Origin of the sequence: Micromonospora sp. WMMD975, from assembly GCF_029581215.1 — a bacterium.
Lineage (GTDB): Bacteria > Actinomycetota > Actinomycetes > Mycobacteriales > Micromonosporaceae > Micromonospora.
Map to the genome: position 1 here is coordinate 4,790,569 of NZ_CP120739.1, position 26,676 is coordinate 4,817,244.

Below are 26,676 nucleotides of genomic sequence, written 5' to 3' on the forward strand. Positions count from 1 at the left end.
CGATATAGTGCACTAGTCTGGCCGGATTGGACTAGTGCACCCGGGTCAGTGATCGACGAGCGGACAGGAGGCGCGCGTGTCGTCGGATGCCCAGCCGCAACCGCCCTACCGGCGGATCGCCGGGGAGATCGAAGCCAGGATCCGGTCCGGTGATCTGCAGCCGGGGGACCGCCTGCCGTCCATCCGCCAGATCGCGGACCGCTGGGGGATCGCCATCGCGACCGCGACCAGGGTGCTCGCCACGCTGCGCGACGACGGCCTGGTCGAGACCAGGGTCGGCTCCGGCACGGTGGTCGCGGCTTCCCCGGACAGGCCGCGCCGGCCCAGCCGGGCGAAGGTGGCCGCCTCCCGGCTACCCGTATCGCAGGTGGGCGGCGCACGGCAGGCGCTCAGCCGCGATCACCTGCTGCGGACCGCCATCGCGATCGCCGACGTCGAAGGCGCCGAGGCTGTCTCCATGCGACGGGTCGCCGCCGAACTCGGTGTCGGGACCATGTCGCTCTACCGCCACATCGCGAACAAGGAGGACCTGGTGACACAGATGGCCGACCTGGTCTTCGCCGAGGCGGCACTACCCGATCCGGGACCCGAGGGTTGGCGGGCCAAGCTCGAACTGGTCGCACGGCGGCAGTGGGCGCTGTGTTGGCGACACCTCTGGCTGCCCAGGGCGATTTCGTTCACCCGGCCCTCGCTCGCGCCGAACATGATGCTGCACACCGAGTGGACCCTGCGGGCGCTCGACGGTCTCGGTCTGTCGCTGCGCACACGGATGCAGGAAGCGCTGGCGCTGCACTCGCTCGTGGTCAACGCCGCATTGTCGACGGCGGACGAGGTCGAGGCCGAGCAGGAAACCGGGGTGACACTTGCCAGGTGGTTGCAGGCGCAGCGGGCGCGGACCGAGGAGTTGCTGGCCAGCGGGCGATTCCCGTTGCTGGCGAAGGTGCACGAGGACACCGCACCGGATCTCGACGAGATGTTCGAGTACAGCCTCGCTCGGCACCTGGACGGCTTCGCGGTGCTGCTGGGCGAGCCGGTTCACGATTCCCCTGGACCGGAGCCCTCGCGTGGCACCCGAGCCGAACCGGTTCGCCCGGCCCGACAACGGAAGGAGTAGGTGGCCGGGATCGGACAAGCGGCCTGAGGAGCTCCATCGACCACAGATCGGATCTCCTGGGAGACCGAGCAGAGCGCCAAATTACGAACGCTGAACAGCGCTGAATAGCGGAAGCCTCCTCCTTTCGGTCAGGTTTCTCGTTATCGCGTGGCCTCAAACGCTCTCAGGACGGGCCAGACGGCAGTGCCGTCAAGCAACGTGCAGCCCAAGCGTCTTGCGCGCCGCGTGCGCCCGAGGCCAAGGAGCGGACACCGCTCTTCACATGCCCAAAGCGATGCGGAACGTGCGGTGGACCAAGCGATCGCATGTTCACCGGATCGTCAAGTTGACACGCCGGGACGAGGATGCCGACCTTCCCCGCATGGCGCTACTCTCGTCTATGTGGACTTTAGGCAGCCTGGCCCCTGGCACTCCGACGAGGAGATGAAGCCAGTTCCGCCACGAAGGAACGCCTAGATCGTTACTGGTGGCGAGATCCAATGACTGATGGGCAGAGGGCGAGGAAAGTGAGGCTAATTGGCGGGACTCGCGACAGTCGGGTACCCGACACATCGATGAATGAGGCCGGCACGAAGGGACACCCCTCCGCTACGCTCCGCTTCATGCCCCAGGCTCCATCGCCTCGCCGCGCCCCCAAGACGACTCCGCGACAGCGCCAGAGCTCGCAGCCGTCCAAGCAGGACATCGCGATCGAGGCCATGCGGCTCAAGTACCAATTGATCGTCCGGCTGATTGACGGGATCAGGGTGGGGCTTTGGATTATTTCGTCCTTCGTGCCACTTACAGCCATCGAAAAGATCTCACAAAATATCGCGGGCAAACAGACCAACTTCTCGGCCTCAGTAAGCGTGAGTATCGCTATTTCTATTCTATTATCAGCGGGCTGGGCCATCACAGCACGACGGAGTCACGAGCGGAAGAAAGAAGTCGACCGCCTCCGCTCAAGGAACGACAAGCTTGAACACGGGTTCCTGACCCAGCGTCAAGCACCTCCGGCCGAGTCCTTGAATCAGTCAGACTCTGCCCCTGAGGAGACGTCACGATGAATGCAACGTCCGGCCTGATGTTCGCAATACTGCTCATAGCGGCTTTCCTGCCATTCGGTCTCGTCTTTCAGTACTCGAACTGGCAGCACAGCAGATACCGTAACCGACTCTGGAATATCAGAGACTCGCTTGTTGACGAGCTGCTGGACGGGAACATCGAGTTCAGCCAAGGCACCCAGGCGCTACTACACGTGATCGAGACTCACATCAGAAATACGCGAAGGCACACCTTCACTGATGTGATGGTGGCGGTATTTCTGCTGCGCAACGTCGAGCTACCGCCCATCACCGACCTGATGCTGGACGATGCAGTTCGCCCTGAAGATCGAAAAGTTCTGATGAGATACTTCGTCGATTTTCGGGAGGCAAACTTCTCATACCTTAAGCGCAGCTCTCCGTCTGGCTGGCTAGTCGGGCTCCGGCTGAAGCTGAACAAATCCCGTCGCCAGCCAAGCCATGACCGTGAAGAGCACAGCCCTGCCCTCCGGCAGCAGGTCGAGAGTGCGGAACTGAGAGCCATCCCAGAGCTTGCACCGCCTGCGCGAGAAATTCGTAGAGGGCCTTTGATTGACGACTCGATGAGCCTGGCCTAAGAAAAAAGACATTTTGCCACCCCTCCACCGTCGGCCCGCTTCCCCGAGGAGCGGGCTCTCGTCAGGCCCGTCACGTCAAGGCGGCTTCGGCACGGCAAGTTCACGCCGCAGCGGCAGAAGCGTCGCCAGTGCCGCCAGGACCACACCGGCCGGTGGCGACGGGCGAGAGTGAGCACTGCCGCCTCCTCACGCCTTGGGTGTCAGAAGGCGTGGATGCCCGATCACGGGGATGTGCCGGGCATCCACGGCGTCAGCCTCTTGACCTGCCGAAACGGCCCGAAGTCAGACGTTGAAGCGGAACTCGACCACGTCGCCGTCCTGCATGACGTACTCCTTGCCCTCGATCCGGACCTTGCCGGCGGCCTTCGCCGCCGCCATCGATCCTGCCGCGACCAGGTCGTCGTAGGAGACCACCTCGGCCTTGATGAAGCCGCGCTGGAAGTCGCTGTGGATCACCCCGGCAGCCTCCGGCGCGGTCGCCCCGATCGACACGGTCCAGGCCCGCGCCTCCTTGGGGCCGGCGGTGAGGTACGTCTGGAGCCCGAGCGTCCGGAAGCCCACCCGGACGAGTTGGTCCAGCCCCGGCTCGGACTGCCCGATCGACTCCAGCAGCTCGCGGGCCTCGTCCTCGGGCAGGTCCACCAGCTCCGACTCGATCTTGGCGTCCATGAAGACCGCCTCGGCGGGCGCGACCAGGGCGCGCAGCTCGTCGAGGAACGCGGCGTTGCCCAGCTCGGCCTCGTCGACGTTGAAGACGTAGATGAACGGTTTGGTGGTGAGCAGGTGCAGCTCGCGCAGGTGCTCCAGCTCGACCTTGGCGGCGGCGGCGCCCGCGTACAGGGTGATGCCGTTGTCGAGGACCTCGGCGGCCTTCTTCGCGGCCTCGACGGCGGCGGCCCGGTCCTTGCGGAGCTTGGCCTCCTTCTCCAGTCGGGGCAGCGCCTTCTCCAGCGTCTGGAGGTCGGCCAGGATCAGCTCGGTGTTGATCGTCTCGATGTCGTCGGCCGGGGAGACCTTGCCGTCGACGTGCACCACGTTCGGGTCGGAGAAGGCGCGCACCACCTGGCAGATCGCCGAGGCGTCGCGGATGTTGGCCAGGAACGCGTTGCCCCGCCCCTGCCCCTTGGAGGCGCCCCGGACCAGGCCGGCGATGTCGACGAACGAGACCGGCGCCGGCAGCACCTTCTGCGAGGAGAAGATCTCGGCGAGCTTGCCCAGGCGCTCGTCGGGGAGCCCGACCACGCCGACGTTCGGCTCGATGGTGGCGAACGGATAGTTCGCGGCGAGCACGTCGTTCTTGGTAAGCGCGTTGAACAGGGTGCTCTTGCCCACGTTGGGCAGGCCGACGATGCCGATGGTGAGACTCACGACGAGCCAGCTTACGCGGTCGGTCGGCCGTCCGGCCCGGTGGGCAGCAGCCGGGGCTCGATCCGGGTCTCCCGCACCGTGCCGTCGTCGGCGCGGACCAGCTCGTACGCGGCCACGCCGGCCCGGTCGGCCACCGCCTCGACCATCCGGGTGCCCCGGTAGACCAGCCCGACGCCGTCGTCGGTGCAGTGGCTGGTCGGCAGCGTGCCGTCGGCGACCAGCCGGTGCATCAGCGGCCGGCGCTGCTCCTCGCTGTCGTAGTGCACGCCGTTGCCGTACGGCAGCCAGGCCAGCCCGTCGGTGAAGGGCCGCAGGTCCGGGCCGTAGCTGTCGGTGGCGCCGCCGACGTGCCAGCAGATCGAGCCGGCGGAGACGCCGGCCAGCACCACGCCGGCCTGCCAGCACTCGTGCAGGATCTCCGGCAGGCCGTGCACCCGCCACACCGCGCACAGGTTGGCCACGCTGCCGCCGCCGACCCAGATGATGTCCTGGGCGAGCAGGTGGGCGCGTACGTCCGCGACGTTCGGCATCGGGTAGAGCGCCAGGTGGGACGCACGGAACCGGGTGCCGGCGAACGCGCCGTAGAACACGGTGAGGCCGGTCGGTTGGTCGCCGACGGCCTGGCCGAGATAGCAGACCCGGGGCGCGTCGCCGGCCCGCGCCAGCTCGGCCATGTGGTCGAAGAGCTGGCTGGGCCGGGCGTCCCACGGGCCACGACGCCGGCTGACGTAACCCATGCTGGTGGCGACGATTGTCGGTTCGGAGGCGGGCACGGGCGTCCTTCCGGCTGAAGACGGTGGCGATCATTGTGCCCCGCCCGACGCCGACTCCGCCGCTTCGGCCCGCCGGGGGCGGCACCGGTCAGCGGACGGGCAGATGCCGGTGGTCGTCGGTGGTCACCGCGGCGGGCCGCGCGTCGGGCGGCAGCTCCGCCGCCGCGGCGAGCGGCAGGGTGAACCGGTGCGCGGCGGCCTTGCTGGTGTGCGACTGGTCGAGCAGCCAGCGCACCTCGTCGACGGTCCAGCCGAGGCCGGACCGGGCGGCGATCTCCCGGACCAGGCGCAGGCCGACGCGGGTGTCGTCGTCGTAGAAGCGCATGCACCAGTGGTGCGCCCACATGCCGAGCGCACGCAGCCCGGCCGGGTCGAGGGAACCGGCCAGGCGCCCGCAGGCGGTGTCGGCGAAGGGCCGCCCGGGGTCACCGGCCCGGTCCCGCTCGATCGCGCCGTAGGCGGCCGGTGCCACCGCCCGCATCCGGTCGTAGAAGCCCTGCACCACCGCGGCGTCGATTCGTGCTCGCCCCGATCGCATATGCCCCGCACCTCTTCTTGAGTTGGTGGCGGGACGGTACCGACCACTTACGACACTTTCCGATCCGCCCGCGAAGATCGCCGCCACCTCGCCGAGGTGACGGCATCCGGGGGCCGGGGATCACGCCACTTCGCCGAGTTGGCGCAACTGCCCCATGTCACGTCCGATTCCCGCCAGCCCAGCGCGTGGCCTGCGAGGCAGTATCGGTGTCATGGAGCTGGACTTCGAGCGGTGCTACCGAGCCGTCGACAGCCGCGACCCGCGGTTCGACGGCTGGTTCTACACCGGCGTGACGTCGACCGGGATCTACTGCCGGCCGTCCTGTCCGGCGATGACGCCGAAGCGGCAGAATGTCCGGTTCTTTCCGTCGGCCGCCGCCGCGCAGGGCGCCGGGCTGCGGGCCTGCCGCCGGTGCCGGCCGGACGCGGCGCCGGGCTCGCCGCACTGGGACGTCCGGGCCGACCTGGTCGGTCGCGCGATGCGGCTGATCGCCGACGGCGTGGTCGACCGGGACGGCGTGCCCGGGCTGGCCGTCCGGCTGGGCTACACCGAACGGCACCTGCACCGGATGCTCCGGGCCGAGCTGGGCGCCGGCCCGCTGGCGCTGGCCCGGGCGCAGCGCGCCCAGACCGCCCGGATCCTGGTCGAGACCACCGGCCTCGGCCTGGCCGAGGTGGCGTTCGCCGCCGGCTTCGGCAGCGTGCGGCAGTTCAACGACACGATCCGCGAGGTGTACGGCGTCACCCCGTCGGAGCTGCGGGTCGGCCGGAGCAGCCGACAGCCGGCCGGCGGGGCCGGCACCATCTCACTGCGCCTGGCCCACCGGCCGCCGCTGCACGCCGGCGCGCTGCTGGACTTCCTCGCGCTCCGCGCGCTACCAGGCGTCGAGGAGGTGCGCGACGGGGCGTACCACCGGGGTCTGCGGCTGCCGCACGGACCCGGCACGGCGGTGCTGACCCCGGCCGACGGGCACGTCGCGGCCACGCTGCGGCTGGCCGACATGCGCGACCTGGCGCCCGCGGTGGCCCGCTGCCGGCGCCTGCTCGACCTGGACGCCGACCCGGTCGCGGTGGACGCCACCCTCGCCGGCAACCCGGCCCTGGCCCCGGCGGTCGCCGCCGAGCCGGGCGTCCGGCTGCCGCACACGGTGGACGGCTTCGAGACGGCCGTCCGCGCCGTCACCACCCAGCAGGTGTCGCTCCGATCGGCCCGGACCACGCTCACCCGCCTGATCGCCGGCGCCCGCCCCGCCGACGGCCCGGTCGCCGGCGGGCCACCGGGCGGTCCGCGGGCGTTCCCCACCCCGGCGGAGGTGCTCGCGGCGCCGGATGAGGCGTTCCGGATGCCGGCGGCACGGCGGGCGACGATCCGGGCGGTGGCCCGGGCCGTCGCGGACGGCGAGCTGGACCTCGAACCCGGCGGCGACCGCGAGGAGGCGGCCCGGCACCTGGCCGCGCTACCAGGCGTCGGGCCGTGGACCGCGGGCTACCTGGCCATGCGGGCGCTCGGCGATCCCGACGTCATCCTCGCCACCGACCTCGGCGTACGCCGCGGCGCCGCCGCGCTCGGCCTGCCCGACGACCCGAAGACCCTGACCGCGTACGCGGACCGCTGGCGCCCCTGGCGGTCCTACGCGACGATCCGACTCTGGAGAGCGGCATGACCACTGTGGACAGCACCGTCGTCGACACCCCCGCCGGGCCGCTGAGCGTGCTCGCCGGGCCCAACGGCGCGGTACGCGCGGCCGGCTTCACCGCCGACCCGGCGGCCCTGGTGCCGTTGACGCATCCGAGCCTGCGCGGCGACCTACGGGAGCGGGCCGACCTGGGTCCGGTGACCGCCGCGGTGCGGGCCTACCTCGACGGCGATCTGGTCGCGCTCGACGCGGTCGAGGTGGAGCAGCACACCGACGGCTTGTTCCTGACGCACGCCTGGCAGGTGCTGCGGCACGTCAAACCGGGCGACCCGGTGACCTACACCGGGTTCGCCGCGCTGGCCGGTCGACCGGCCGCGATCCGCGCCGCCGCGGCGGCCTGCGCCCGCAACGCCGCCGCGCTCTTCGTGCCCTGCCACCGGGTGCTGCGCACCGACGGGACGCTCGGCGGCTACCGCTGGGGGCTGGACGTGAAGAAGTGGCTTCTCGGGCATGAGGGACGGGTGACGGCTAGCTGACCCCGAGTGTCTCCCCCGGCCGCTACCGTCGGCTGGTGCCCGCGCCCAGCGACAGCAATGCCGCGGCGCATCCCGACGCCCGGTCCCAGCCGCTGCGCAACCTCTGGCGGCTGCGGCCCTACCTGCGCCCGTACGCGACGGAGTTCGCCTGGCTGCTTGTCGCGGCGCTGGCCGCGACCGCGGCGAGCCTGGCGGTCCCGCTCGTGGTGCAGCGGGTGGTGGACGGGCCGGTGGCCCGGCACGACGGGGCCGGGTTGCTGCGGCTCGGCGGCCTGGCGCTGCTGCTCGGCGTCGCCGAGGCGGTGCTGATCTTCATCCGGCGGTGGACGCAGTCGTCCTCCTCGGTGGGCATGGAGGCCGCCATCCGGGCCGACCTCTACGCCCACCTGCAACGGCTGCCGCCCAGCTTCCACGACCGCTGGCAGTCCGGCCAGCTGCTCTCCCGGGTGACGAGCGACCTCTCGGTGATCCGCCGGTTCCTCTCCTTCGGGTTGCTCTTCCTGGTGCTCAACCTGACCACCTACGCCGCCGTGGTGGTGTTGCTGATCCGGCTGCACCTCTGGCTGGGCCTGCTGGTGGCGGCAAGCGCCGTGCCGTTGTTCCTGATCAGCCGCCGGTTCGCCCGGCACTACCACGCCGCCTCCCGCCGCATGCAGGACCAGCAGGGCGACGTGGCGACGCTCGTCGAGGAGACGGCGCAGGGGCTGCGCACCATGCGGGCGTACGGGCGGGGTCCGGAGCTGGCGGCCCGGTTCGCCGTCGGCGCCCGCCGGCTGCACGACACCGGGATCGGCAAGGCCCGGTTGCTGGCCCGTACCTCCGCGCTGTTCGACCTCGTGCCCAACCTGACCCTCGGCGCGGTCCTGGTCGCCGGCGCCGCCGCCGTGGCCGGAGGCGCGCTCACCATCGGGCAACTCGTCGCCTTCGTCAGCCTCCAGCTCATGCTGATCTGGCCGGTGCAGTCACTCGGCTGGATCATCGCGAACGGGCAGGAGGCCGCCACCGCCGCCGACCGCATCCAGGAGGTTCTCGACACCCGCCCGGCCATCGTGGACGGACCGCGCGCCCGGTCGCTGGACCGGTCGCAGGTGCGCGGCCGGCTCCGGTTCGAGCGGGTGACCTTCCGCTACCCCGGCGCGTCCGCCCCGATCCTGCACGAGCTGGACCTGACCGTCGAGCCGGGCGAGACGCTCGCGCTCGTCGGCGCCACCGGCTGCGGCAAGAGCACGCTGCTCTCGCTTGTCCCCCGGCTGCACGAGGTGACCGGCGGCCGGCTCACGCTCGACGGGCACGACGTGCGCGACCTGCGGCTCGGCTCGCTGCGCCAGCTTGTCGGGGTGGCCTTCGAGGAGCCGACCCTGTTCTCCATGTCGGTGCGGGAAAACCTCACCCTGGGCCGGCCGGACGCCGGCGAGGAGGAGATCCGGGCCGCGCTGACGCTGGCGCAGGCGGACTTCGCGTACGAGCTGCCGTGGGGGCTTGCCACCCGGATCGGCGAGCAGGGGCTGTCGCTCTCCGGCGGGCAGCGGCAGCGGCTGGCGCTGGCCCGGGTGGTCCTCGGCCGACCCGCCCTGCTGGTCCTCGACGACCCGCTCTCCGCGCTCGACGTGCACACCGAGGCGCTTGTCGAGGCCGCCCTGCGACGGGTGCTGCGCGACACCACGGCCCTGCTCGTGGTGCACCGGCCCTCCACGGTGACGCTCGCCGACCGGGTGGCGCTGCTCGACGGCGGCCGGATCGTCGCCGTCGGCACCCACTCCGAGATGCTGGCCGGGGTGCCGGCCTACCGCGCGGTGCTCTCCGCCGAGCCGGAACGCCGGCCGGGCGGCGTCGGCCTGGTGCGGTCGTGACCGGCCGCGTCCCGCGATCCCGCCGCCGCGACGCCGCCCCGCGCGACCCCCCGGCCGACCCGGACGCCGAGCTGGCCCGGTGGCGGGGCCTGGCCACCGACCCGGACGCCGACCGCAGCCGCGCCGAGGACTCGTCCCCGGCGGCGGTGACCCGGCTCCGCGCCCGCAGCCGGCTCCTGCTGCGCCGCCTGCTGCGCCCGCACCGACGCCCGCTGGCGGCGGCGGTGGCGCTGCTGCTGGCCCAGAACGCCGCCGCGATGGCCGGCCCGTACCTGGTCATGCTCGGCATCGACCGGGGCATCGGGCCGCTACGGGCCGGCGACCCCGGCCCGCTAGTCGCGGTCGCCGCCGCGTTCGTCGTCGCCACCGCCGTCGAGTACGCGGCCCGGCGCGCGTTCCTCGCCCTCGCCGCCCGGATCGGCCAGGCCGTCCTGCTCGACCTCCGCCGCCGGGTGTACGCGCACTTCCTCCGCCTCGACGTCGGCTTCCACGAGCGCTACACGTCCGGCCGGATGGTGTCCCGGCTGACGAGCGACCTGGAGTCGATCGGCGAGCTGGTGGACGGCGGGATCGACCGGCTGGTGATGGCCGTGCTGTCGGTGCTGTCGGTGGCGGGCATCCTGCTCTGGCTGGACCTGCCGCTGGCCGCGGTCACCCTGTTCGCCTTCCCGTTCCTGTTCTGGCTGTCCCGCTGGTTCGCCCGCGCCTCCGCCGGGGCGTACCGGCGCACCCGGGAGGCCGTGGCGCTCGTCATCGTGCACTTCGTCGAGTCACTGCGCGGGATCCGGGCGGTGCAGGCATACCGCCGCGAGACCCGCAACCAGCGCATCTTCGACGCGGTGAACGACGACTACCGGCGGGCCAGCCTCAGCGCGTTCCGGCTGATCGCGATCTACTCGCCGGGCATCCGGCTGATCGGCAACCTCACCGCCGCGACGGTGCTGGCGTACGGCGGTTGGCGGGTGCTGGGCGGCCACACCGAGGTCGGCGTGCTTGCCGCGTTCCTGCTCTACCTGCGCCGCTTCTTCGAGCCGATGGAGGAACTGAGCCAGTTCTACAACTCGCTCCAGTCGGCGACCGCGGCGCTGGAGAAGCTGGCCGGGGTGCTCGACGAGCGCCCGGCGGTGGCCGAACCGGTACGGCCGGTGCCACTGCCCGCCGGGCCGCCGCGCGGCGCGGTCGACTTCCGCTCGGTCTCCTTCGGCTACCGGCCGGACACGCCGATCCTGTCCGGCCTGGAACTGACCGTGCCGGCCGGGCAGACCGTCGCGCTGATCGGGCCCACCGGCGCCGGCAAGTCCACCGTCGCCAAGCTGCTGGCCCGCTTCCACGACCCGGACGCCGGCGCGGTCCGCCTGGACGGGATCGACCTGCGCGACCTGGCCGACGCCGAGCTGCGCCGGGCGGTGGTGCTCGTCACCCAGGAAACCCACCTGTTCAGCGGCACCGTCGCGGAGAACATCCGGTTCGGCCGCCCGGACGCCGACGACGCCGCCGTGGTCGCCGCCGCCCGGGCCATCGGCGCGCACGAGTTCATCGCCGCGCTACCCGACGGGTACGCCACCGACGTGCACCGGCGCGGCGGCCGGCTCTCCGCCGGGCAGCGGCAACTCGTCGCGTTCGCCCGGGCGTTCCTGGCCGACCCCCGGGTGCTGATCCTCGACGAGGCCACCTCCTCACTGGACGTGCCGACCGAACGGCTGGTGCAGCGGGCGTTGCGCAACGTGCTGTGCGACCGGACCGCGCTGGTGATCGCGCACCGGCTCTCCACCGTGGAGATCGCCGACCGGGTGCTGGTGCTGGACGCCGGCGGCATCGTCGAGGACGGCTCCCCCGCCGAGCTGGCCGCCGCCGACGGCCGCTACGCCGCCCTGCACCGCCAGTGGCGCGACTCCCTGCTCTGAGCGCGAGGCGCGAGGCGCGAGGCGCGAGGCGCGAGGCGCGAGGCGCGAGGCGCGAGTAGATCTTGGTACGAAACGGCCCCCATAGGGGCACTTTCATACCAAGATCTCCACAGATCTCAAGATGTGGGTGGCCAATCCCACCCCTGCCGCTCTGGGGCGGAGTTGCTCACCGTGCGAAAGCTCGGTCAGCCCACGGGACCGATCTGCTTGGCCAGGTCGACGAAGCCCTGCCAGGATTCCGGCCCGAAGGTCAGCGTTCCGCCGTCACGGTCCTTGGTGTCCCGGACCAGGACGATGCCCGGGAGGTTGTCGGCGACCTCGACACATGAGCCACCGTTGTTGCCGCTCTTCGTGCTCTTACGCCACTGCGCACCGGTCATGTCCATGATCCTGCCGCTTCTCTGATCAGATCGAGGGACTGGTTGCGGGAGAGGGCTTCACCCCTGATGCGCTCCCACCTACGACTGAGCGTAGCAACGGGCGCAGCCTCATTGACGATCTGCGCCGGCCCCTGACTGTCGACGTGTGCGACGTGCTCGCCGCCGGGCAACTCGGCGATGATGAAGCCACCGCCGAGCCCCGGATACATGCCTATGTCCCTGGGCACGATGTGCACCTGCACCGTGGGGAGGGCCGCACACCGAGCAAGGTGCTCGACCTGCTCGCGCATCAGCTCACGGTCGCCATACGCCGACTGGTACAACACTCCCTCGAAGATGACGGCGACGAACAGGGGTGGGCGCTCCCGGCGCAGGATGGCTTGCCGCTCGATACGGGAGGCGACCAGGTCGTCCACCTCCGCCGGGGTGAGCGCCTCACCGGCAAGCGTCGCCTGCGCGTATGCCTCGGTTTGAAGCAGTCCAGGTATCCAGCAGTGCTCGAACCAGCGGAGCGCGACGGCCTCCCGCTCCCAGTCGACCCACTCGCGCAGCCACTGAGGCTCACGTCGCTTCAGAACATCGGGCCACAGGTCCCCCACGTCCCGGCCAAGGAGTGTGGCCACCTGGGCGCGTCGACGCGGCTGCGGCACACGTCCCGGGGAGACCCAACGCGCTGCCGTCTTCGGATCTACGCCGGTCTGAGCTGCAAGGCTCTCGGCAGTCTCACCGGCCTCAGCCATCGCGACTCGGAGTACGTGGTTCATCCCGCCTCCCCTATGGACGTCCCGAACATCTCGGCACCATACATCAACGCTGTGTACTGATCCCGTAGCTCTCAGGAGTGTGGTGGATAAGCGGCGTTATCCGGTGGAGGCCCGATGCCGGCGGGAACGCTGCCCGGGGCCGCTGTGGCGAGCAACCAGGGGCGGCCCCCACCAGCGACGGAGGGGGAAGCGTGCCGGCGACCACTGGTTTGATCAAGGGCGGAGACGTCCTGCACCTGACCCGCTCCGCGAGCGTGCAGTTCGTTCGCCCGATCATCGTCCGCGTCATCCGGGAGATCGCCGACCGACCCTGCTTCGACGGCTGGACCTGGATCGAGGCATACGAGCTGGACGCCAAGGGCGAGGCGATCGCCAAGCGGGAGCTGTTCGTGCAGCCGGCCGGGCTGCGCTGGCTCACTGCCCCCACTCCGAAGGCACCCGCCAGGCGGCACCCGTCCCGGGCAAGGGCGTCGGTGTCGGCATGAGCAGCGCCAACTGCCGGCATCTACCCGTACGCCCGATCTGGCTCTGCGGGCGGTGCGCCCAACCATGGCCATGCGGGGTTGCCCGCCTGGCCCTGGTCGCCGACTACGCGGGCGATCGGGTGGGCCTGTCGGTCTACCTGTGCGGGCAGCTCTACGAAGCGGTGACCGATCTCCACCACCTCAACCCGGACGAGCAACCGTCACCGCAGGCGTTGTTCGCCCGGTTCATCGGCTGGCCTGCGAAAGCCGTGGAGTGGCCGGGTGCGGGTGCCTACCATCGGCGGATGACCGACACGACGAGGACCGCCCGCGCCGGCGTCCCTGAGCGGCCGAGCCTGGACGGGCTCGAAGAGACCTGGGCCCGTCGCTGGCAGTCCGACGGCACGTACGCGTTCGACCGCTCGAAGGAGCGCTCCGACGTGTACTCGATCGACACCCCGCCGCCGACCGTGTCGGGCGAGCTGCACATGGGGCACGTCTTCTCCTACACGCACACCGACACGGTGGCCCGATTCCAGCGAATGCGCGGCCGGACCGTCTTCTATCCGCTGGGCTGGGACGACAACGGGCTGCCCACCGAACGCCGGGTGCAGAACGTCTACGGCGTGCGGCCCGACCCGGCGCTGCCGTACGACCCGGACTGGCGACCGCCGGCCGCCCAGGTCGGCGACGACGCCCGGAAGAACCCGACCGCCATCTCCCGGCGCAACTTCATCGAGCTGTGCGAGACGCTGACCGTGGAGGACGAGAAGGTCTTCGAGGCGCTGTGGCGGCGGCTCGGCCTGTCGGTGGACTGGTCCCTGACGTACACCACGATCGGGCCGGCGGCCCGGGCGGCCAGCCAGCGCGCGTTCCTGCGGAACCTGGCCCGGGGTGAGGCGTACCAGGCGGAGGCGCCGACGCTGTGGGACGTCGGTTTCGGCACCGCGGTCGCCCAGGCGGAGCTGGAGGACCGGGAGCGGCCGGGCGCCTACCACCGGCTGCGGTTCGCCGGGCCGGGCGGGCGCGAGGTGCTGATCGACACCACCCGGCCGGAGCTGCTGCCGGCCTGCGTGGCGCTTGTCTGTCACCCCGACGACGAGCGCTACGCGGACCTGGTCGGCACGGCTGCGCGTACCCCGGTGTTCGGAGTCCGGGTGCCGGTGCGCGCGCACCCGCTGGCGGACCCGGCCAAGGGCACGGGCATCGCGATGGTCTGCACGTTCGGTGACCTGGCGGACGTGACCTGGTGGCGGGAGCTGCGGCTGGACACCCGGGTGGTGGTCGGCCGGGACGGCCGGCTGCTGCCGGAGCCGCCGGCCGGCGTGCCGGCGGAGCCCTACGCGGCGCTGGCCGGGCAGACGGTCAACGGCGCCCGGCGGACGGTCGTGGCGCTGCTGGGCGACGCCGGTGACCTGGTCGGCGAACCGCGCCCGATCACCCACCCGGTGAAGTTCTACGAGCGCGGCGACCGGCCGCTGGAGATCGTCTCGACCCGGCAGTGGTATCTGCGCAACGGCGGCCGGGACGCCGACCTGCGCGACGAGCTGCTGGCCCGCGGGCGCGAGCTGCGCTGGGTGCCGGAGCACATGCGGCACCGCTACGAGCACTGGGTGGGTGGCCTCACCGGCGACTGGCTGGTCAGCCGGCAGCGGTTCTTCGGCGTGCCGGTGCCGGTGTGGTACCGGCTCGACGACGCTGGCGAACCGGACTGGAACCACCCTCTCACACCGGACGAGGCGACGTTGCCGATCGATCCGACGAGCGAGCCGCCGCCCGGATTCACGGAGGCGCAGCGCGGTCGGCCCGGCGGCTTCACCGGTGATCCGGACGTGCTCGACACCTGGGCCACGTCGTCGCTGACCCCGCAGATCGTCGGCGGCTGGGTGACCGACCCGGACCTGTTCGGCCGGGTCTTCCCGATGGACCTGCGCCCGCAGGGGCACGACATCATCCGGACCTGGCTGTTCGCCACCGTGGTCCGGTCCCATCTGGAGCACGGCGCGCTGCCCTGGCGCACGGCGGTGCTCTCCGGCTGGATCCTCGACCCGGACCGGAAGAAGATGTCCAAGTCCAAGGGGAACGTGGTCACGCCGATGGGGCTGCTGGCGCAGCACGGCTCCGACGCGGTGCGCTACTGGGCCGCGAACGGCAAGCCCGGCATGGACCTGGCGTTCGACCCGGCGCAGGTCAAGGTGGGTCGGCGGCTGGCCACCAAGCTGCTCAACGCGTCCCGCTTCGCGCTCGGGCTGGGCGCCGCCGACGCGCTGCGGGCCCCGGTGACCGAGCCGCTGGACACCGCGATGCTCGCCGAACTGTCCGGCGTGGTCGCGACCGCGACCACCGCCTTCGACGGGTACGACCACACGGCCGCGTTGATGGCCACCGAGGCGTTCTTCTGGCCGTTCTGCGACGACTACATCGAGTTGGTGAAGGAACGCGCCTACGGCGACGGGCCGGCGGCCGACTCGGCGCGGGCGGCGCTGGCGACCGCGCTGTCGGTGCAGTTGCGGCTCTTCGCCCCGGTGCTGCCGTTCGTCACCGAGGAGGTGTGGTCGTGGTGGCGGTACGGCTCGGTGCACCTGTCGACGTGGCCGACCACGTACGAGGTGGGCCGCGCGATGGCCGCGCCCGGTGACCCGGAGTTGCTGCGGCTGGCCGCCGACGCGCTGGGGCAGGTCCGGCGGGCCAAGTCGGAACGGAAGCTGTCGATGAAGGCGGACGTGCCGCTGGCCGAGGCGCTCGGGCCGGCGGCCCTGCTCGACCAGCTCACCACGATCGCCGACGACCTGCGCGCGGCGGGGCGGATCGCCACGCTCGACCTGCTGCCCGACCGCACGCCCGAGCTGGTCATCGCCTGCGCCTTCTAGTCTTTCGCCGGTTAGGCGGGGGCCCTTGTTAACACGTCGGTGTTAAGCGGGGCCCCCGCCTCTACCGAATGCGTTAAGCGGGGCCCCCGCCTTCCTAGCTGGTTTCGCCGGCCACGCTGAAGGAACGCAGGCGGTCGATGGCCAGCGCGGTGAAGCCGATCGCCACCAGCGCGGTCAGCACGGCCGCGACCGGCACCGAGACGGTGGTGCCGAGCAGCGGGGTGGGCGCCATCTTGTCGGCAAGCGCGATCACCCACTGCTGAATCGAGAGCACCTTGGTGCCGTTGACGAACCGACCGAGCAGACCCTCCCAGATCAGCACGTAGACCAGGCCGACCAGCACCGGCCGCCGGCTCACCAGGCTGAGCGCCAGGAACAACGCCGAGTACGCCAACGCGCCCGCCGCCGAGGCCGCCACCAGGGCCAGGCCGAGGCGTACCGAGTCGGCAAGCACGCCCGCGACGTAGAGCGGGACGCCGGCGGTGACCGCGCTGACCACGGCCGCCACCGCCAGCTTCGGCAGCACGATCTGCCAGCGGGGCAGCGGCTTGGTGAGGATGTGCACCACGGTGCCGTCGTCGATCTCGGCACCGAGCACGCCGGTGCCCACGATCAGGGCGACCACCGGCAGCACCACGGCCAGGCCGAGACCGACGAGCACCGGCGGCCCCCACTGGCCCGGGTCCACGCCGAGCGACCGGCAGAGCACCGCCAGGCCGACCAGGATCAGCGGCAACGGCAGCAGCATGAGGAACCGGCTGCGGCCGAACAGGCCGCGTGCGGTGATCCAGCTAACGGTCGACATCAGGCCTCCACCAGATACGAGAAGACGCTCTCCAGCGACTCGTCCGCCGGCAGCAGCTGCCGGACCCGGATGCCGTGGCGGAGTGCGATCCTGGGCAACGCCCGGGTGAAGGCGCCGTAGTCACTCGCCTTCACGGTCAGGCCGGTGCGGTCCAACTCGACGCCGGAAACCGAGTTCTCGGCCATCAGCGCCACCGCGAGCGCCCGGTCGTCGGTGGAACGCACCCCGAAGACGTGCGGACGGTTGGTCATCAACCGGCGGATGGTCCGGTAGTCGCCGGAGGCGGCCAACCGCCCGGCGACCATCACCTGGACCGTGCCGGAGACCTGCTCGACCTCCTCCAGGATGTGCGAGCTGAACAGGATGGTCCGGCCGGCGTCACCGAGCCGGTGCAGCAACCCCATCATGTGCAGCCGCTGCCGGGGATCCATGCCGTTGAACGGCTCGTCGAGCAGCAGCACCTGCGGGTCGTGCACGAGTGCGGCGGCCACCCGGGTGCGCTGCCGCATGCCCTTGGAGTAGGTGCCGATCCGGCGGCCCTGCGCGTCCTGCATCTCGACCAGCTCGATCGCCCGCCGGGCCGCCGCCTCCGGGTCGGACAGCCGGTGCAGCTTCGCGCTCGCCAGCACGAACTCGTAGGCGCTGAGGAAGGTGTGCACCGCCTCCCGTTCGCTGACCAGACCGAGCCGCCGGTAGACACCCGGGTTGCGCCAGGTCGGCTCCCCGTCCAGCGTCACCGTGCCCCGGGACGGGGCGAGGAAACCGGCCATCATGTGCAGCAGCGTGGTCTTCCCGGCGCCGTTCGGGCCGAGCAGGCCGGTCACCCCGGGGCCGAGCCGCATGCTGACGTCGTTGACCGCCACCACGTTGCCGTACCAGCGGGAGACGCCGGCCAGGTCGAGGGTGCTGGCCGCGGCGGCGGACACGCCGGCCGCCGGTTGCGTGCTGATCGCCGTCATCGGGCGGCCACCTTCCGGTATCGCAGGAACAGCAGGCTGACGCAGGCGGCGACCAGCAGCACGGCGACCACGGCGTAGACCGGCCCGAAGTCGCCGATCGGTATGCCCCCTTCCCCTCCCTGGGTCAGCAGGTCGCCGAGCGCCCAACTGCCCACGCCACTGACGAGCGACGACGGGGAGGCGAGGAAGGCCAACTCGTTGACCGTCCGGGACGGCAGGATGGAGAGCACGCCGACCACCGGCGTGGTCATCAGGAAGACCGCCACGATGCCGCCGGCGGCGAAGGCACGCTTGCCGGTCAGCGAGGCGACAAGCAGGGCGATCGAGGCGAAGACCACCGCCCACAGGCCGGCGTAGAGCAGGCCGGGCAGCAGGTCGAGCAATTCGTCCCAGACCCCGCGCACCCCCCGCGAGGTGGTGAACGCCGCGCCCAGGAACATCACCAACTGCGGGCCGCCGAGCAGCAGCCAGAGCGACGTGACAAGCGCCAGCAGCTTGGCCAGCGCGTAGTCGCCGCGTGGCAGCGGCCGGGAGAAGTAGAGCGGCAGCACGCCGCTGCGCAGGTCGCGGGAGACCAACTCGGGGGCGGCCACCGCGGCGAAGAAGATGACCAGCCAGCTCATCGCGTCGGCGAACTGGGCGTACGTCATCACCACCTGGCCGGTCTGACTGCGCACCGCGGTCAACCCGGCCGCCACCACGGTCACCACCGCGACCACCAGCCACGGGAAGATCTTCGCCTTGGCGCTGCGGCCCAACCCGAAGACGGTACGCACGCCGTGGCCGTAGAGCGCACCGAAGACCTGCCAGCGGCCCAGCCGCGGGCCGGTGTAGCGCTGGTAGCCGATGTCGTGGATGACGCCGGTCGCTTCAGGCATGGCTGGGCTCCCTCGGGGCGAAGAGCTCGGCCACCCGGTGCCGTCGCTGGTCCAGCCGGTGCAGTGGCAGGTCCAGCTCGGCGACCGCGCCGAGGATCAGGTCGTAGGTGTGGTCGTCGGCGAGCGGGACGAGCAGCAGCCGACCGTCCCGGGACACCGGCAGGTCAAGCGCGGCGAGTCGGGCGGCCAGCTCCTCCGTACCCTCGCTCACCTCGACGGCGAGCACGTCGGTGGCGGTGGTCATCGCGGCGACCCGGTCGGCGCGCAGCAGCCGGCCGCCGTCGATCGCGATGAGCGTGTCGCAGATCCGCTCCACCTCGCCGAGCAGGTGCGAGCAGACGACCACGGAAATGCCGAACTCGGTGCCGATCCGGTGGATCAGGGCGAGCATGGCGTCCCGGCCGGCCGGGTCGAGGCCGTTCGTGGGCTCGTCGAGCAGCAGCAGGTCGGGGTCGTGCACGAGCGCCTGGGCGAGCTTCACCCGCTGCTTCATGCCGGTGGAGTAGCCACCGACGGCCCGGTGCCGCTCCTCGTGCAGGCCGACGTGGCGCAGCGCCTCGGAGGCCCGTTCCCGGGCGACCGTGCGCGGCAGCCCGCTCATCCGGCCCAGGTGGGTGACCAGCTCGGCGGCGGAGAGGTCCGGCGGGAGGGCGTCGTGCTCGGGCATGTAGCCCACCCGGGCGCGGACCGCGGCCGGGTCGGTGGTGGGGTCGAGGCCGAGCACCTGCACCCGGCCGTTGGTCGGCGGGAGCAGACCCAGCAGGATCTTGATCAGGGTGGACTTGCCGGCGCCGTTGGCGCCCACCAGCCCGATGATCCCCGGCTCGACCGACACGGTGAGGTCGGCCAACGCGGTGACCCGGCCTCCGTACGTCTTGGTCAGCGACTCGGTCGCGAGCAGTGTCACGCTGACAGCCTAGAAACCCCGGTCCCGTCAGGGCACCAGGAAACGCTCGGGGTTGTCCCTGATTCCGCCCCGACACACGCGCCCGCCGGCCCGGGCCGGCGGATCCGCCGGGCGCTCCGCCGGACGGCGCGCGTCGGCAGCCGGTCGCCCGATCGACCGGTCGGGTCCCGTCGGTGAGGATTCGGTGTCCCTGACTCCATCCGCGGCCAGTTCACCGACGGTCCCCGGGACGTGCGGTTACCGGCGGGTGGAGTGGCGCTCTCGACCGATCGCCGGTGGGCTGCGAAACTGTGTGCCGGCCGGCGAGTTGGGGGTTCGATGAGCAACGGGTGGATCCTGCCCGAGGATGTGCTGCGGGATGCGCCGGCGTACGCGCCCAGACCCGCTGAACTGGCCGATCTCGAGCTGCTGTTGACCGGGGCGTACGCGCCGTTGAGCGGTTTCATGACCCGGGCGGACCTGGCGTCGCTGGGCCGGCGCGGCCGGCTCGCCGACGGCACGCCCTGGCCGGTGCCGGTGACGTTGCAGGTGCCGGCGGCGCTCGTCGAAGGGCTGGAGCTGGCCGATCCGGCCAGCCGGGCGCTGGTGCTCACCGACGGCGAGGGCGCCCCGGTGGCGGCCATGGACGTGACAGACGTCTGGCCGGCCCGCGCGGGCACGGTCGGCGTCGGGGGCGCGGTACACCGGCTGGGTGACGGCGGTCACGGTCCGTTCCAGCGGCTGCGGCGCGGCCCGGACGAGGTGCGGGGGCTGCTGCCACCCGGCCGGGTGCTCGGTGTCTTCGCCGACCGCCCGCTGCACCGACCGCAGTTGGCCCAGATCGCCCACGCGGCCCGCACGCTCGGTGCGCACCTGCTGGTGTTCATCCCGGTGGGCGAGGAGTCGACGGGTGGCCTGCCGGCCGAGGCACTGGTACGCAGCGTGTTCGCGGCCCGCGACCGGATGCCGCCGGCGACGCTTGTGGCGGTGCCGCTGGCGGGTCGGGCCGACGAGATCAGTGACGCGTTGCTGCGGGCCCGGGTGGCCGCCGCATACGGGGTGACCCATCTGCTCTCCACCGAGGGCATGCTCTCCGGCGCCGGCCTGCGGGTGCTGGTGCCCCGGGAGTTGGCGTACGACAACCGGGACGGGCAGTGGCGCTGGCGGGAGGACATCCCGCCGCGCAACCGCCGGCTGGCGCTGAGCCAGGAGGAGATCGACGACCTGCTCGACCGGGGCTTCCCGCTGCCGGAGTGGCACACTCCGCCCGCGGTGGCCCGGGAACTGGCCCGGGCCCGCCCGCCGCGACGGCACCGCGGTCTGGTGATCTTCCTGACCGGCCTCTCCGGCTCGGGGAAGTCGACGGTCGCCCGAGGTCTCGCCGACGCGCTCCGGGAGCAGGGCGATCGCACGCTCACGCTGCTCGACGGCGACGTGGTGCGCCGGGAGCTGTCGGCCGGGCTGGGCTTCAGCAAGGCCGACCGCGATCTCAACGTGCGCCGGATCGGCTGGGTGGCCGCCGAGATCGCCCGGCACCGCGGGGTCGGCATCTGCTGCCCGATCGCGCCGTACGCGGCGGCCCGGGCGACCGCCCGGGAGATGGCGGAGGCGGCCGGGGCGGGTTTCCTGCTGGTCCACGTGGCGACCCCGCTGGCGGTCTGCGAGCAGCGCGACCGCAAGGGCCTCTACGCCCGGGCCCGCGCCGGCCTGATCACCGGGATGACCGGGATCGACGACCCCTACGAGGAGCCCACCGACGCCGACCTGGTGGTCAACACCGCGGACCTGACCGTCGAGGAGGCGGTGCAGCGGGTGATGGAGCACCTCACCGAGACCGGCTGGGTGGAGCCCCGCCTGCAGCCCGCCTGATCTGCCCCGCGTCGCCGTAGTCCCACCTCGCGTCCCCTTCACCTGCGCGGTAGTGTTCGGCTTTGTTGGAACGCGTTCGACCACGTTCGTGCGGTCGGGGAGGCTCGGGAGGTGACCGGGGATGCTGGCGCGGCAGCGGCAGACCGCCATCCTGGAACGGGTCCGCGCCGCCGGCGGGGTCCGGGTCACCGAACTGGCCGCCGAGTTCGGCGTGTCGGACATGACCATCCGGCGGGACCTGGAGACGCTGCACGGTCAGGGCCTGCTCGCCAAGGTGCACGGTGGGGCGACGCTGGCTGGGCCCGGCTCGACCGACGAGCCCGGCTTCGAAGCCAAGTCCGTCCGCCAGTCGACCGAGAAGGCGGCCATCGCCGCCCACGCCGCCCGGCTGGTCCGTCCCGGCGCCGCGATCGCCCTCTCCGCCGGCACCACCACCGCCGAGCTGGCCCGCCGCCTGATCGACGTCCCCGGCCTGACGGTGGTCACCAACTCCCTGCCGGTGGCGGAGATCCTGCACACCGCCGGCCGGCCGGACCACACAGTCGTGCTCACCGGCGGCGTACGCACCCCGTCGGACGCGCTCGTCGGTCCGCTGGCCGTGGCCGCGATCGCCGCGCTCCACCTTGATCTGCTCTTCCTCGGCGTGCACGGGATCAGCGAACGGGCCGGATTCACCACGCCCAACCTGATGGAGGCGGACACGAACCGGGCACTTGTGGCAGCCGCCGACGCGCTCGTGGTGCTGGCCGACCACACCAAGTGGGGCACGGTCGGCATCTCCTCGATCGTCGGCCTGGACGCGGCGGACGTGCTGGTCACCGACGACCGGTTGCCACCCGACGCACGGCGGGTACTCGAGGAGAGGGTGGGTGAGCTGGTGACGGTCCCGGCGACGAGGGGGGCGGCGTGAAGCGTACGCAGATCGAGCTGGCCGACGGCCGCGAGCTGATCTACTTCGACGAGCGGGACGACACGGTACGGGACCAGCCGGACCGGCGGGAACTACCCCCGCCGCCCCCCGCCTCGCAGCTGCGCTACGACCCGTTGACCGACGAGTGGGTGGCGGTGGCGGTGCACCGGCAGACCCGCATCTTCCTGCCCCCGGCCGACCAGTGCCCGCTCTGCCCCTCCCGCGGTGACCGGCACAGCGAGATCCCGGCGCCGGAGTACGACGTGGTCGTCTTCGAGAACCGGTTCCCGTCGCTGAGCCAGCGGGTGGCCGAGGAGCCCGCCGAGATCACGCCGTTCACCCCGGTCCGCCCCGGGGTCGGAAGGTGCGAGGTGGTCTGCTTCACCGACGACCACAACGCCTCGTTCGCCCGGCTCTCCCCGCTGCGGGTGCGGACGGTGCTGGACGCGCTCGCCGACCGCACCGCCGCGCTGAGCGCGCTGCCCGGCGTGGAGCAGGTGTTCCCGTTCGAGAACCGGGGCGTGGAGATCGGGGTGACGCTGCACCACCCGCACGGGCAGATCTACGCGTACCCCTTCGTCACCCCGCGGACCCGGAGCCTGCTCGCCGCCGCCCGGCGGCACGCCGAACGCACCGGGGGCAACCTCTACGCCGACGTGCTGGCCGCCGAGCGTGCCGCCGGCGACCGGGTGGTGGCGAGCAACGAGCACTGGACCGCGTACGTGCCGGCGGCGGCCCGCTGGCCGTTCGAGGTGCACCTGGCCCCGCACCGGCCGGTGCCGGACATCCCGGCGCTCGACGACGCCGAGCGGGACGCCTTCGGGCCGCTCTACCTCGACCTGCTGCGCCGCTTCGACGGGCTGTTCGAGATGCCGATGCCCTACATCGCGGCCTGGCACCAGGCACCGGTGCGGGTCGACCGGGAGCTGGGCCACCTGCACCTGCAGTTGTTCAGCGTCCGGCGGGCGAAGGACAAGCTGAAGTACCTGGCCGGTTCGGAGTCCGGCATGGGCGTCTTCATCAACGACATCGCCCCCGAGCGCGCCGCCGAGCTGCTGCGCGCCGCGTGAAGGTGGGGGGAGGTGTTAATAAGGGCCCCTTCCACAACGCGAGGCGTTAAGAAGGGGCCCTTCCTTACATCTCAGGCCGCGAGCTTGCGGGACAGGTTCTCGTCGAGCGCGCTCATGAACTCGTCGGTGGTCAGCCACGGGGCGTCCCGCGAGATGAGCAGCGCCAGGTCCTTGGTCATCTGGCCGCCCTCGACGGTCTCCACGATGACCTGCTCCAGCGTGTTGGCGAACTCGGTGACCGCGGGGGTGCCGTCCAGCTTGCCCCGGTGGGCCAGGCCCCGGGTCCAGGCGTAGATCGAGGCGATCGGGTTGGTGGAGGTCTTCTCGCCCTTCTGGTACTGCCGGTAGTGCCGGGTGACGGTGCCGTGCGCGGCCTCGGCCTCGACGGTACGGCCGTCCGGGGAGAGCAGCACCGAGGTCATCAGGCCGAGCGAGCCGAAGCCCTGCGCGACGGTGTCGGACTGCACGTCACCGTCGTAGTTCTTGCAGGCCCAGACGTACCCGCCTTCCCACTTGAGCGCGGCGGCGACCATGTCGTCGATCAGCCGGTGCTCGTAGGTGAGCCCGGCGGCGTCGAACTCGGCCTTGAACTCGGCCTCGAACACCTCGGCGAAGATGTCCTTGAACCGACCGTCGTACGCCTTGAGGATGGTGTTCTTGGTCGACATGTAGACCGGGTAGTTGCGGTCGAGGCCGTACCGGAACGAGGCGCGGGCGAAGTCCCGGATCGACTCGTCGAAGTTGTACATGCCCATGGCGATGCCGCCGCCGGGGAAGTTGGCGACCTCCATCTCCATCGGCGCGCCGCCGTCGGCCGGGGCGTAGGTGATGGTGACCTTGCCCGGGCCGGGCACGACGAAGTCGGTGGCCTTGTACTGGTCGCCGTGCGCGTGCCGGCCGATGATGATCGGCTTGGTCCAGCCCGGGACGAGCCGCGGCACGTTCGACATGATGATCGGCTCGCGGAACACGACGCCGCCGAGGATGTTGCGGATGGTGCCGTTCGGCGACCGCCACATCTTCTTCAGGCCGAACTCCTCCACCCGGGCCTCGTCCGGGGTGATGGTGGCGCACTTGACGCCGACGCCGTGCTCCTTGATGGCGTTGGCGGCGTCGACGGTGACCTGGTCTTCGGTCTCGTCGCGGTACTGGATCGACAGGTCATAGTAGTGCAGGTCGACGTCGAGGTAGGGCAGGATCAGCTGCTCCCGGATCTGCTTCCAGATGATCCGGGTCATCTCGTCGCCGTCGATCTCCACGACCGGGTTGTTTACCTTGATCTTCGCCATCGGCCGGCGCTCCTCTCGGGGGACACGTGCTCAAGCAGTACGAGCGTACTGGAAACGGCTCGGGGCGCCCCAGCCGGCCTCACCCGGGGAGAACGGGATCACCCGGAACGGGTCGCGAGGGCATCCTTCCCGGATGCCGCCGGCACACACTCGGGGACCCGGAATCACCCCGGGGGTACGCGCGCTGAGCACGCCCGGGGACGCGGAAGGGCGGCCGGCGGGACGCCGGCCGCCCTTGGGCGGGTGGTGCTGGGGTGTCAGAGGGAGGAGATGTCGCCCTGCTTGGCGCGGACGGCCTCGGCGGCCTCCTTCAGGGCGGCCAGCTCGTCGGTGTCCAGGTCGGTCTCGACGACCCGCTTCACGCCCCCGGCGCCGATCTCGGCCTCGACGCCCAGGTAGACGCCGGAGATGCCGTACTCGCCGTCGACCCACGCGCACACCGGCATGACGTCGCCGGAGTCCTCGGCCACGGCCTTCGCCATCCGCGCCGCGGCGGCGGACGGGGCGTAGTACGCGGACCCGGTCTTCAGCAGCGCGACGACCTCGGCGCCACCGTTGCGGGTCTTGACGACCAGTTCCTCGATCTGCTCGGCCGGCATGACGTCGCGCAGCGGCTTGCCGTTCACGGTGCTCTGCGACGGCACCGGGACCATGGTGTCGCCGTGCGAGCCGAGGGTCAGGGTCCGCACCGACTTCACCGGTACGCTCAGCGCCTCCGCGACGAAGTTGGTGAACCGGGCGGTGTCGAGCATGCCGGCCTGGCCGAGCACCCGGTTCTTCGGGAACTGCGTGGCGAGCTGCGCCAGCGCGGTCATCTCGTCGAGCGGGTTCGACACCACGATGACGACGGCGTTCGGGGCGTACTTGGCGACGTTCTCGGCGACCTGACGCACGATCTTGGCGTTGGTCTCCAGCAGGTCCATCCGGCTCATGCCCGGCTTGCGGGGCAGGCCGGCGGTGATGACGACGACGTCGGAGCCCTCGATGGCCTCGTACCCCTCGCCGTTCGGCCCGGTGGTGACGCCGACGACTGTGGTCTCGAAGCCCTCGACCGCACGCGACTGGTTGAGGTCCAGCGCGAGGCCCGCCGGCTTGCCCTCCACGATGTCGGTGATCACGACGGTGTCGAAGATGTCGTACTCGGCCAGACGCTGTGCCGTGGTGGAGCCGTAGAAGCCGGCCCCGACGACAGTGACCTTCTTACCCATGGTCGTCCCACTCCCTGTTACCAGTCGGTTTCCCGGACCGTATCAGCCATCCTGGCACCGATCGGGCGAGGGGCGGACGGTTATGACCTGTCTGGGTGGTCAGCCGGCCCGCTCGGCCCGCTCCACCACGTTCGTGAGCAGCATGGCCCGGGTCATCGGGCCGACTCCGCCGGGCATCGGCACCACCTTGCCGGCCACCTCGAACACCTCCGGGTCGACGTCACCGGTGTAGCGCCCCTTGCCGTCGTCGCCGATCACCCGGGTGATGCCGACGTCCACCACCGTCGCGCCGGGGGTGACCATGTCGGCGGTGAGCAGTCCCGGCACCCCGGCGGCGACGATGACGATCTCGGCGGCGCGGGTGTGCCCGGCGAGGTCGAGGGTGCCGGTGTGGCAGAGCGTGACGGTGGCGTTCTCGCTGCGCCGGGTGAGCAGCAGGCCGAGCGGCCGGCCGACGGTGTTGCCGCGGCCGACCACGGCGACGTTCGCGCCGCGCAGCGGCACGTCGTGCCGGCGCAGCAGCTCGACGATGCCGCGCGGGGTGCAGGGCAGCGGCGCGTCGTAGCCGAGCACGAGTCGGCCCAGGTTGACCGGGTGCAGGCCGTCGGCGTCCTTGTCCGGGTCGATGGATTCGAGCGCCCGCTGGGTGTCCAGGTGGGCCGGGAGCGGGAGCTGGACGATGTAGCCGTGGCAGGCCGGGTCGGCGTTCAGCTCGGCGAGCGCCGCGTCGAGCTGCGCCTGGCCCGCGTCGGCGGGCAGCGTGACCCGCAGCGAGGCGATGCCGACCTCGGCGCAGTCGCGGTGCTTGCCGTTGACGTACGCCTGGGAGCCGGGGTCCTCCCCGACCAGGACCGTACCGAGCCCGGGGGTGATGCCGCGCTCGGCGAGCGCCTTGACCCGCGCCCGCAGTTCGTCCTTGATCTCCGCCGCGGTGGCCTTGCCGTCCAGGATCGTCGCCGTCACGTC

Annotated in this window: 24 protein-coding genes; 12 read left to right on the plus strand and 12 right to left on the minus strand. The window is 71.7% G+C overall.

The annotated features are described in order from the left end of the window. Positions 1–76 precede the first annotated feature (76 nt). The 3 genes from O7613_RS21045 (at position 77) to O7613_RS21055 (ending at position 2,753) form a co-directional block, all read left to right on the plus strand. Positions 77–1,114, plus strand: a complete 1,038-nt coding sequence (locus O7613_RS21045; RefSeq protein WP_282289693.1) for a GntR family transcriptional regulator — start codon at positions 77–79, stop codon at positions 1,112–1,114. A 602-nt stretch (positions 1,115–1,716) separates the two neighbouring features. Next, positions 1,717–2,160 carry a hypothetical protein gene (locus tag O7613_RS21050; protein ID WP_282289694.1) on the plus strand — a complete coding sequence of 148 codons (444 nt, stop codon included), beginning with the start codon at positions 1,717–1,719 and terminating at the stop codon, positions 2,158–2,160. Then, positions 2,157–2,753 (plus strand): hypothetical protein, encoded by a 597-nt coding sequence (locus tag O7613_RS21055; RefSeq protein WP_282289695.1) that lies wholly within the window; start codon positions 2,157–2,159, stop codon positions 2,751–2,753. The genes O7613_RS21050 and O7613_RS21055 overlap by 4 nt, the downstream gene beginning before the upstream one ends. A 282-nt stretch (positions 2,754–3,035) precedes the next feature. On the opposite strand, the gene ychF is transcribed toward O7613_RS21055, so the two are convergent. The 3 genes from ychF to O7613_RS21070 all read right to left on the minus strand — a co-directional run bounded on the left by ychF (position 3,036) and on the right by O7613_RS21070 (position 5,432). Then, entirely contained in the window at positions 3,036–4,121 is a 1,086-nt protein-coding gene (gene ychF / locus O7613_RS21060) for a redox-regulated ATPase YchF (RefSeq protein WP_281586736.1), read from the minus strand. An 11-nt stretch (positions 4,122–4,132) separates the two neighbouring features. Then, positions 4,133–4,894 (minus strand): peptidase E, encoded by a 762-nt coding sequence (locus tag O7613_RS21065; protein ID WP_282289696.1) that lies wholly within the window; start codon positions 4,892–4,894, stop codon positions 4,133–4,135. 88 nt (positions 4,895–4,982) lie between these two features. Then, positions 4,983–5,432: a hypothetical protein gene (locus O7613_RS21070; RefSeq protein WP_281586734.1), complete on the minus strand. Its 450-nt coding sequence runs from the start codon at positions 5,430–5,432 to the stop codon at positions 4,983–4,985. Positions 5,433–5,643: 211 nt separating this feature from the next. Between O7613_RS21070 and O7613_RS21075 the strand changes: the two genes are divergently transcribed. The 4 genes from O7613_RS21075 to O7613_RS21090 all read left to right on the plus strand — a co-directional run bounded on the left by O7613_RS21075 (position 5,644) and on the right by O7613_RS21090 (position 11,358). Then, on the plus strand, positions 5,644–7,095 hold the full coding sequence (locus O7613_RS21075; protein ID WP_282289697.1) for an AlkA N-terminal domain-containing protein: 1,452 nt from the start codon (positions 5,644–5,646) through the stop codon (positions 7,093–7,095). Continuing rightward, entirely contained in the window at positions 7,092–7,604 is a 513-nt protein-coding gene (locus tag O7613_RS21080) for a methylated-DNA--[protein]-cysteine S-methyltransferase (protein ID WP_282289698.1), read from the plus strand. Before O7613_RS21075 ends, O7613_RS21080 begins: the two co-directional genes overlap by 4 nt. A 35-nt stretch (positions 7,605–7,639) precedes the next feature. Next, on the plus strand, positions 7,640–9,454 hold the full coding sequence (locus O7613_RS21085) for an ABC transporter ATP-binding protein (RefSeq protein WP_282289699.1): 1,815 nt from the start codon (positions 7,640–7,642) through the stop codon (positions 9,452–9,454). A gap of 71 nt (positions 9,455–9,525) precedes the next feature. After that, positions 9,526–11,358, plus strand: coding sequence for an ABC transporter ATP-binding protein (locus O7613_RS21090; protein ID WP_282294585.1), 1,833 nt, complete (start codon positions 9,526–9,528; stop codon positions 11,356–11,358). A gap of 185 nt (positions 11,359–11,543) precedes the next feature. On the opposite strand, the gene O7613_RS21095 is transcribed toward O7613_RS21090, so the two are convergent. After that, positions 11,544–11,738 carry a DUF397 domain-containing protein gene (locus O7613_RS21095; protein WP_282289700.1) on the minus strand — a complete coding sequence of 65 codons (195 nt, stop codon included), beginning with the start codon at positions 11,736–11,738 and terminating at the stop codon, positions 11,544–11,546. Further along, complete coding sequence (locus O7613_RS21100; protein WP_282289701.1) at positions 11,735–12,502, minus strand: DUF5753 domain-containing protein; 768 nt, start codon at positions 12,500–12,502, stop codon at positions 11,735–11,737. Before O7613_RS21100 ends, O7613_RS21095 begins: the two co-directional genes overlap by 4 nt. A 191-nt stretch (positions 12,503–12,693) precedes the next feature. Between O7613_RS21100 and O7613_RS21105 the strand changes: the two genes are divergently transcribed. Further along, positions 12,694–12,987, plus strand: coding sequence for a hypothetical protein (locus tag O7613_RS21105; RefSeq protein WP_282289702.1), 294 nt, complete (start codon positions 12,694–12,696; stop codon positions 12,985–12,987). 284 nt (positions 12,988–13,271) lie between these two features. Continuing rightward, complete coding sequence (gene valS, locus O7613_RS21110) at positions 13,272–15,836, plus strand: valine--tRNA ligase (protein ID WP_282294586.1); 2,565 nt, start codon at positions 13,272–13,274, stop codon at positions 15,834–15,836. A gap of 94 nt (positions 15,837–15,930) precedes the next feature. On the opposite strand, the gene O7613_RS21115 is transcribed toward valS, so the two are convergent. Genes O7613_RS21115 through O7613_RS21130 form a run of 4 tightly spaced genes read right to left on the minus strand, consistent with a single transcriptional unit; the run spans position 15,931 to position 19,385 of the window. After that, positions 15,931–16,641, minus strand: coding sequence for an ABC transporter permease subunit (locus tag O7613_RS21115; protein WP_281586727.1), 711 nt, complete (start codon positions 16,639–16,641; stop codon positions 15,931–15,933). Beyond that, entirely contained in the window at positions 16,641–17,600 is a 960-nt protein-coding gene (locus tag O7613_RS21120) for an ABC transporter ATP-binding protein (RefSeq protein WP_282289703.1), read from the minus strand. Before O7613_RS21120 ends, O7613_RS21115 begins: the two co-directional genes overlap by 1 nt. After that, positions 17,597–18,478 (minus strand): ABC transporter permease subunit, encoded by an 882-nt coding sequence (locus O7613_RS21125; protein WP_281586725.1) that lies wholly within the window; start codon positions 18,476–18,478, stop codon positions 17,597–17,599. The genes O7613_RS21120 and O7613_RS21125 overlap by 4 nt, the downstream gene beginning before the upstream one ends. Next, on the minus strand, positions 18,471–19,385 hold the full coding sequence (locus tag O7613_RS21130) for an ABC transporter ATP-binding protein (RefSeq protein ID WP_281586724.1): 915 nt from the start codon (positions 19,383–19,385) through the stop codon (positions 18,471–18,473). The genes O7613_RS21125 and O7613_RS21130 overlap by 8 nt, the downstream gene beginning before the upstream one ends. Positions 19,386–19,703: 318 nt before the next feature. Between O7613_RS21130 and cysC the strand changes: the two genes are divergently transcribed. The 3 genes from cysC to galT all read left to right on the plus strand — a co-directional run bounded on the left by cysC (position 19,704) and on the right by galT (position 23,213). Continuing rightward, on the plus strand, positions 19,704–21,233 hold the full coding sequence (gene cysC, locus O7613_RS21135; protein WP_281586723.1) for an adenylyl-sulfate kinase: 1,530 nt from the start codon (positions 19,704–19,706) through the stop codon (positions 21,231–21,233). Positions 21,234–21,354: 121 nt separating this feature from the next. Further along, positions 21,355–22,143 (plus strand): DeoR/GlpR family DNA-binding transcription regulator, encoded by a 789-nt coding sequence (locus O7613_RS21140; protein ID WP_281586722.1) that lies wholly within the window; start codon positions 21,355–21,357, stop codon positions 22,141–22,143. Continuing rightward, positions 22,140–23,213 carry a galactose-1-phosphate uridylyltransferase gene (galT, locus tag O7613_RS21145; RefSeq protein ID WP_281586721.1) on the plus strand — a complete coding sequence of 358 codons (1,074 nt, stop codon included), beginning with the start codon at positions 22,140–22,142 and terminating at the stop codon, positions 23,211–23,213. Before O7613_RS21140 ends, galT begins: the two co-directional genes overlap by 4 nt. 71 nt (positions 23,214–23,284) lie before the next feature. Here galT and O7613_RS21150 read toward each other — a convergent pair whose 3' ends face one another. From O7613_RS21150 to O7613_RS21160, 3 genes are all read right to left on the minus strand, one after another. After that, complete coding sequence (locus O7613_RS21150) at positions 23,285–24,502, minus strand: NADP-dependent isocitrate dehydrogenase (RefSeq protein ID WP_281586720.1); 1,218 nt, start codon at positions 24,500–24,502, stop codon at positions 23,285–23,287. Between the two features lie 257 nt (positions 24,503–24,759). Beyond that, on the minus strand, positions 24,760–25,710 hold the full coding sequence (locus tag O7613_RS21155) for a malate dehydrogenase (protein ID WP_282289704.1): 951 nt from the start codon (positions 25,708–25,710) through the stop codon (positions 24,760–24,762). A 99-nt stretch (positions 25,711–25,809) separates the two neighbouring features. Then, positions 25,810–26,673 carry a bifunctional methylenetetrahydrofolate dehydrogenase/methenyltetrahydrofolate cyclohydrolase gene (locus tag O7613_RS21160; protein ID WP_281586718.1) on the minus strand — a complete coding sequence of 288 codons (864 nt, stop codon included), beginning with the start codon at positions 26,671–26,673 and terminating at the stop codon, positions 25,810–25,812. Positions 26,674–26,676: the final 3 nt, after the last annotated feature.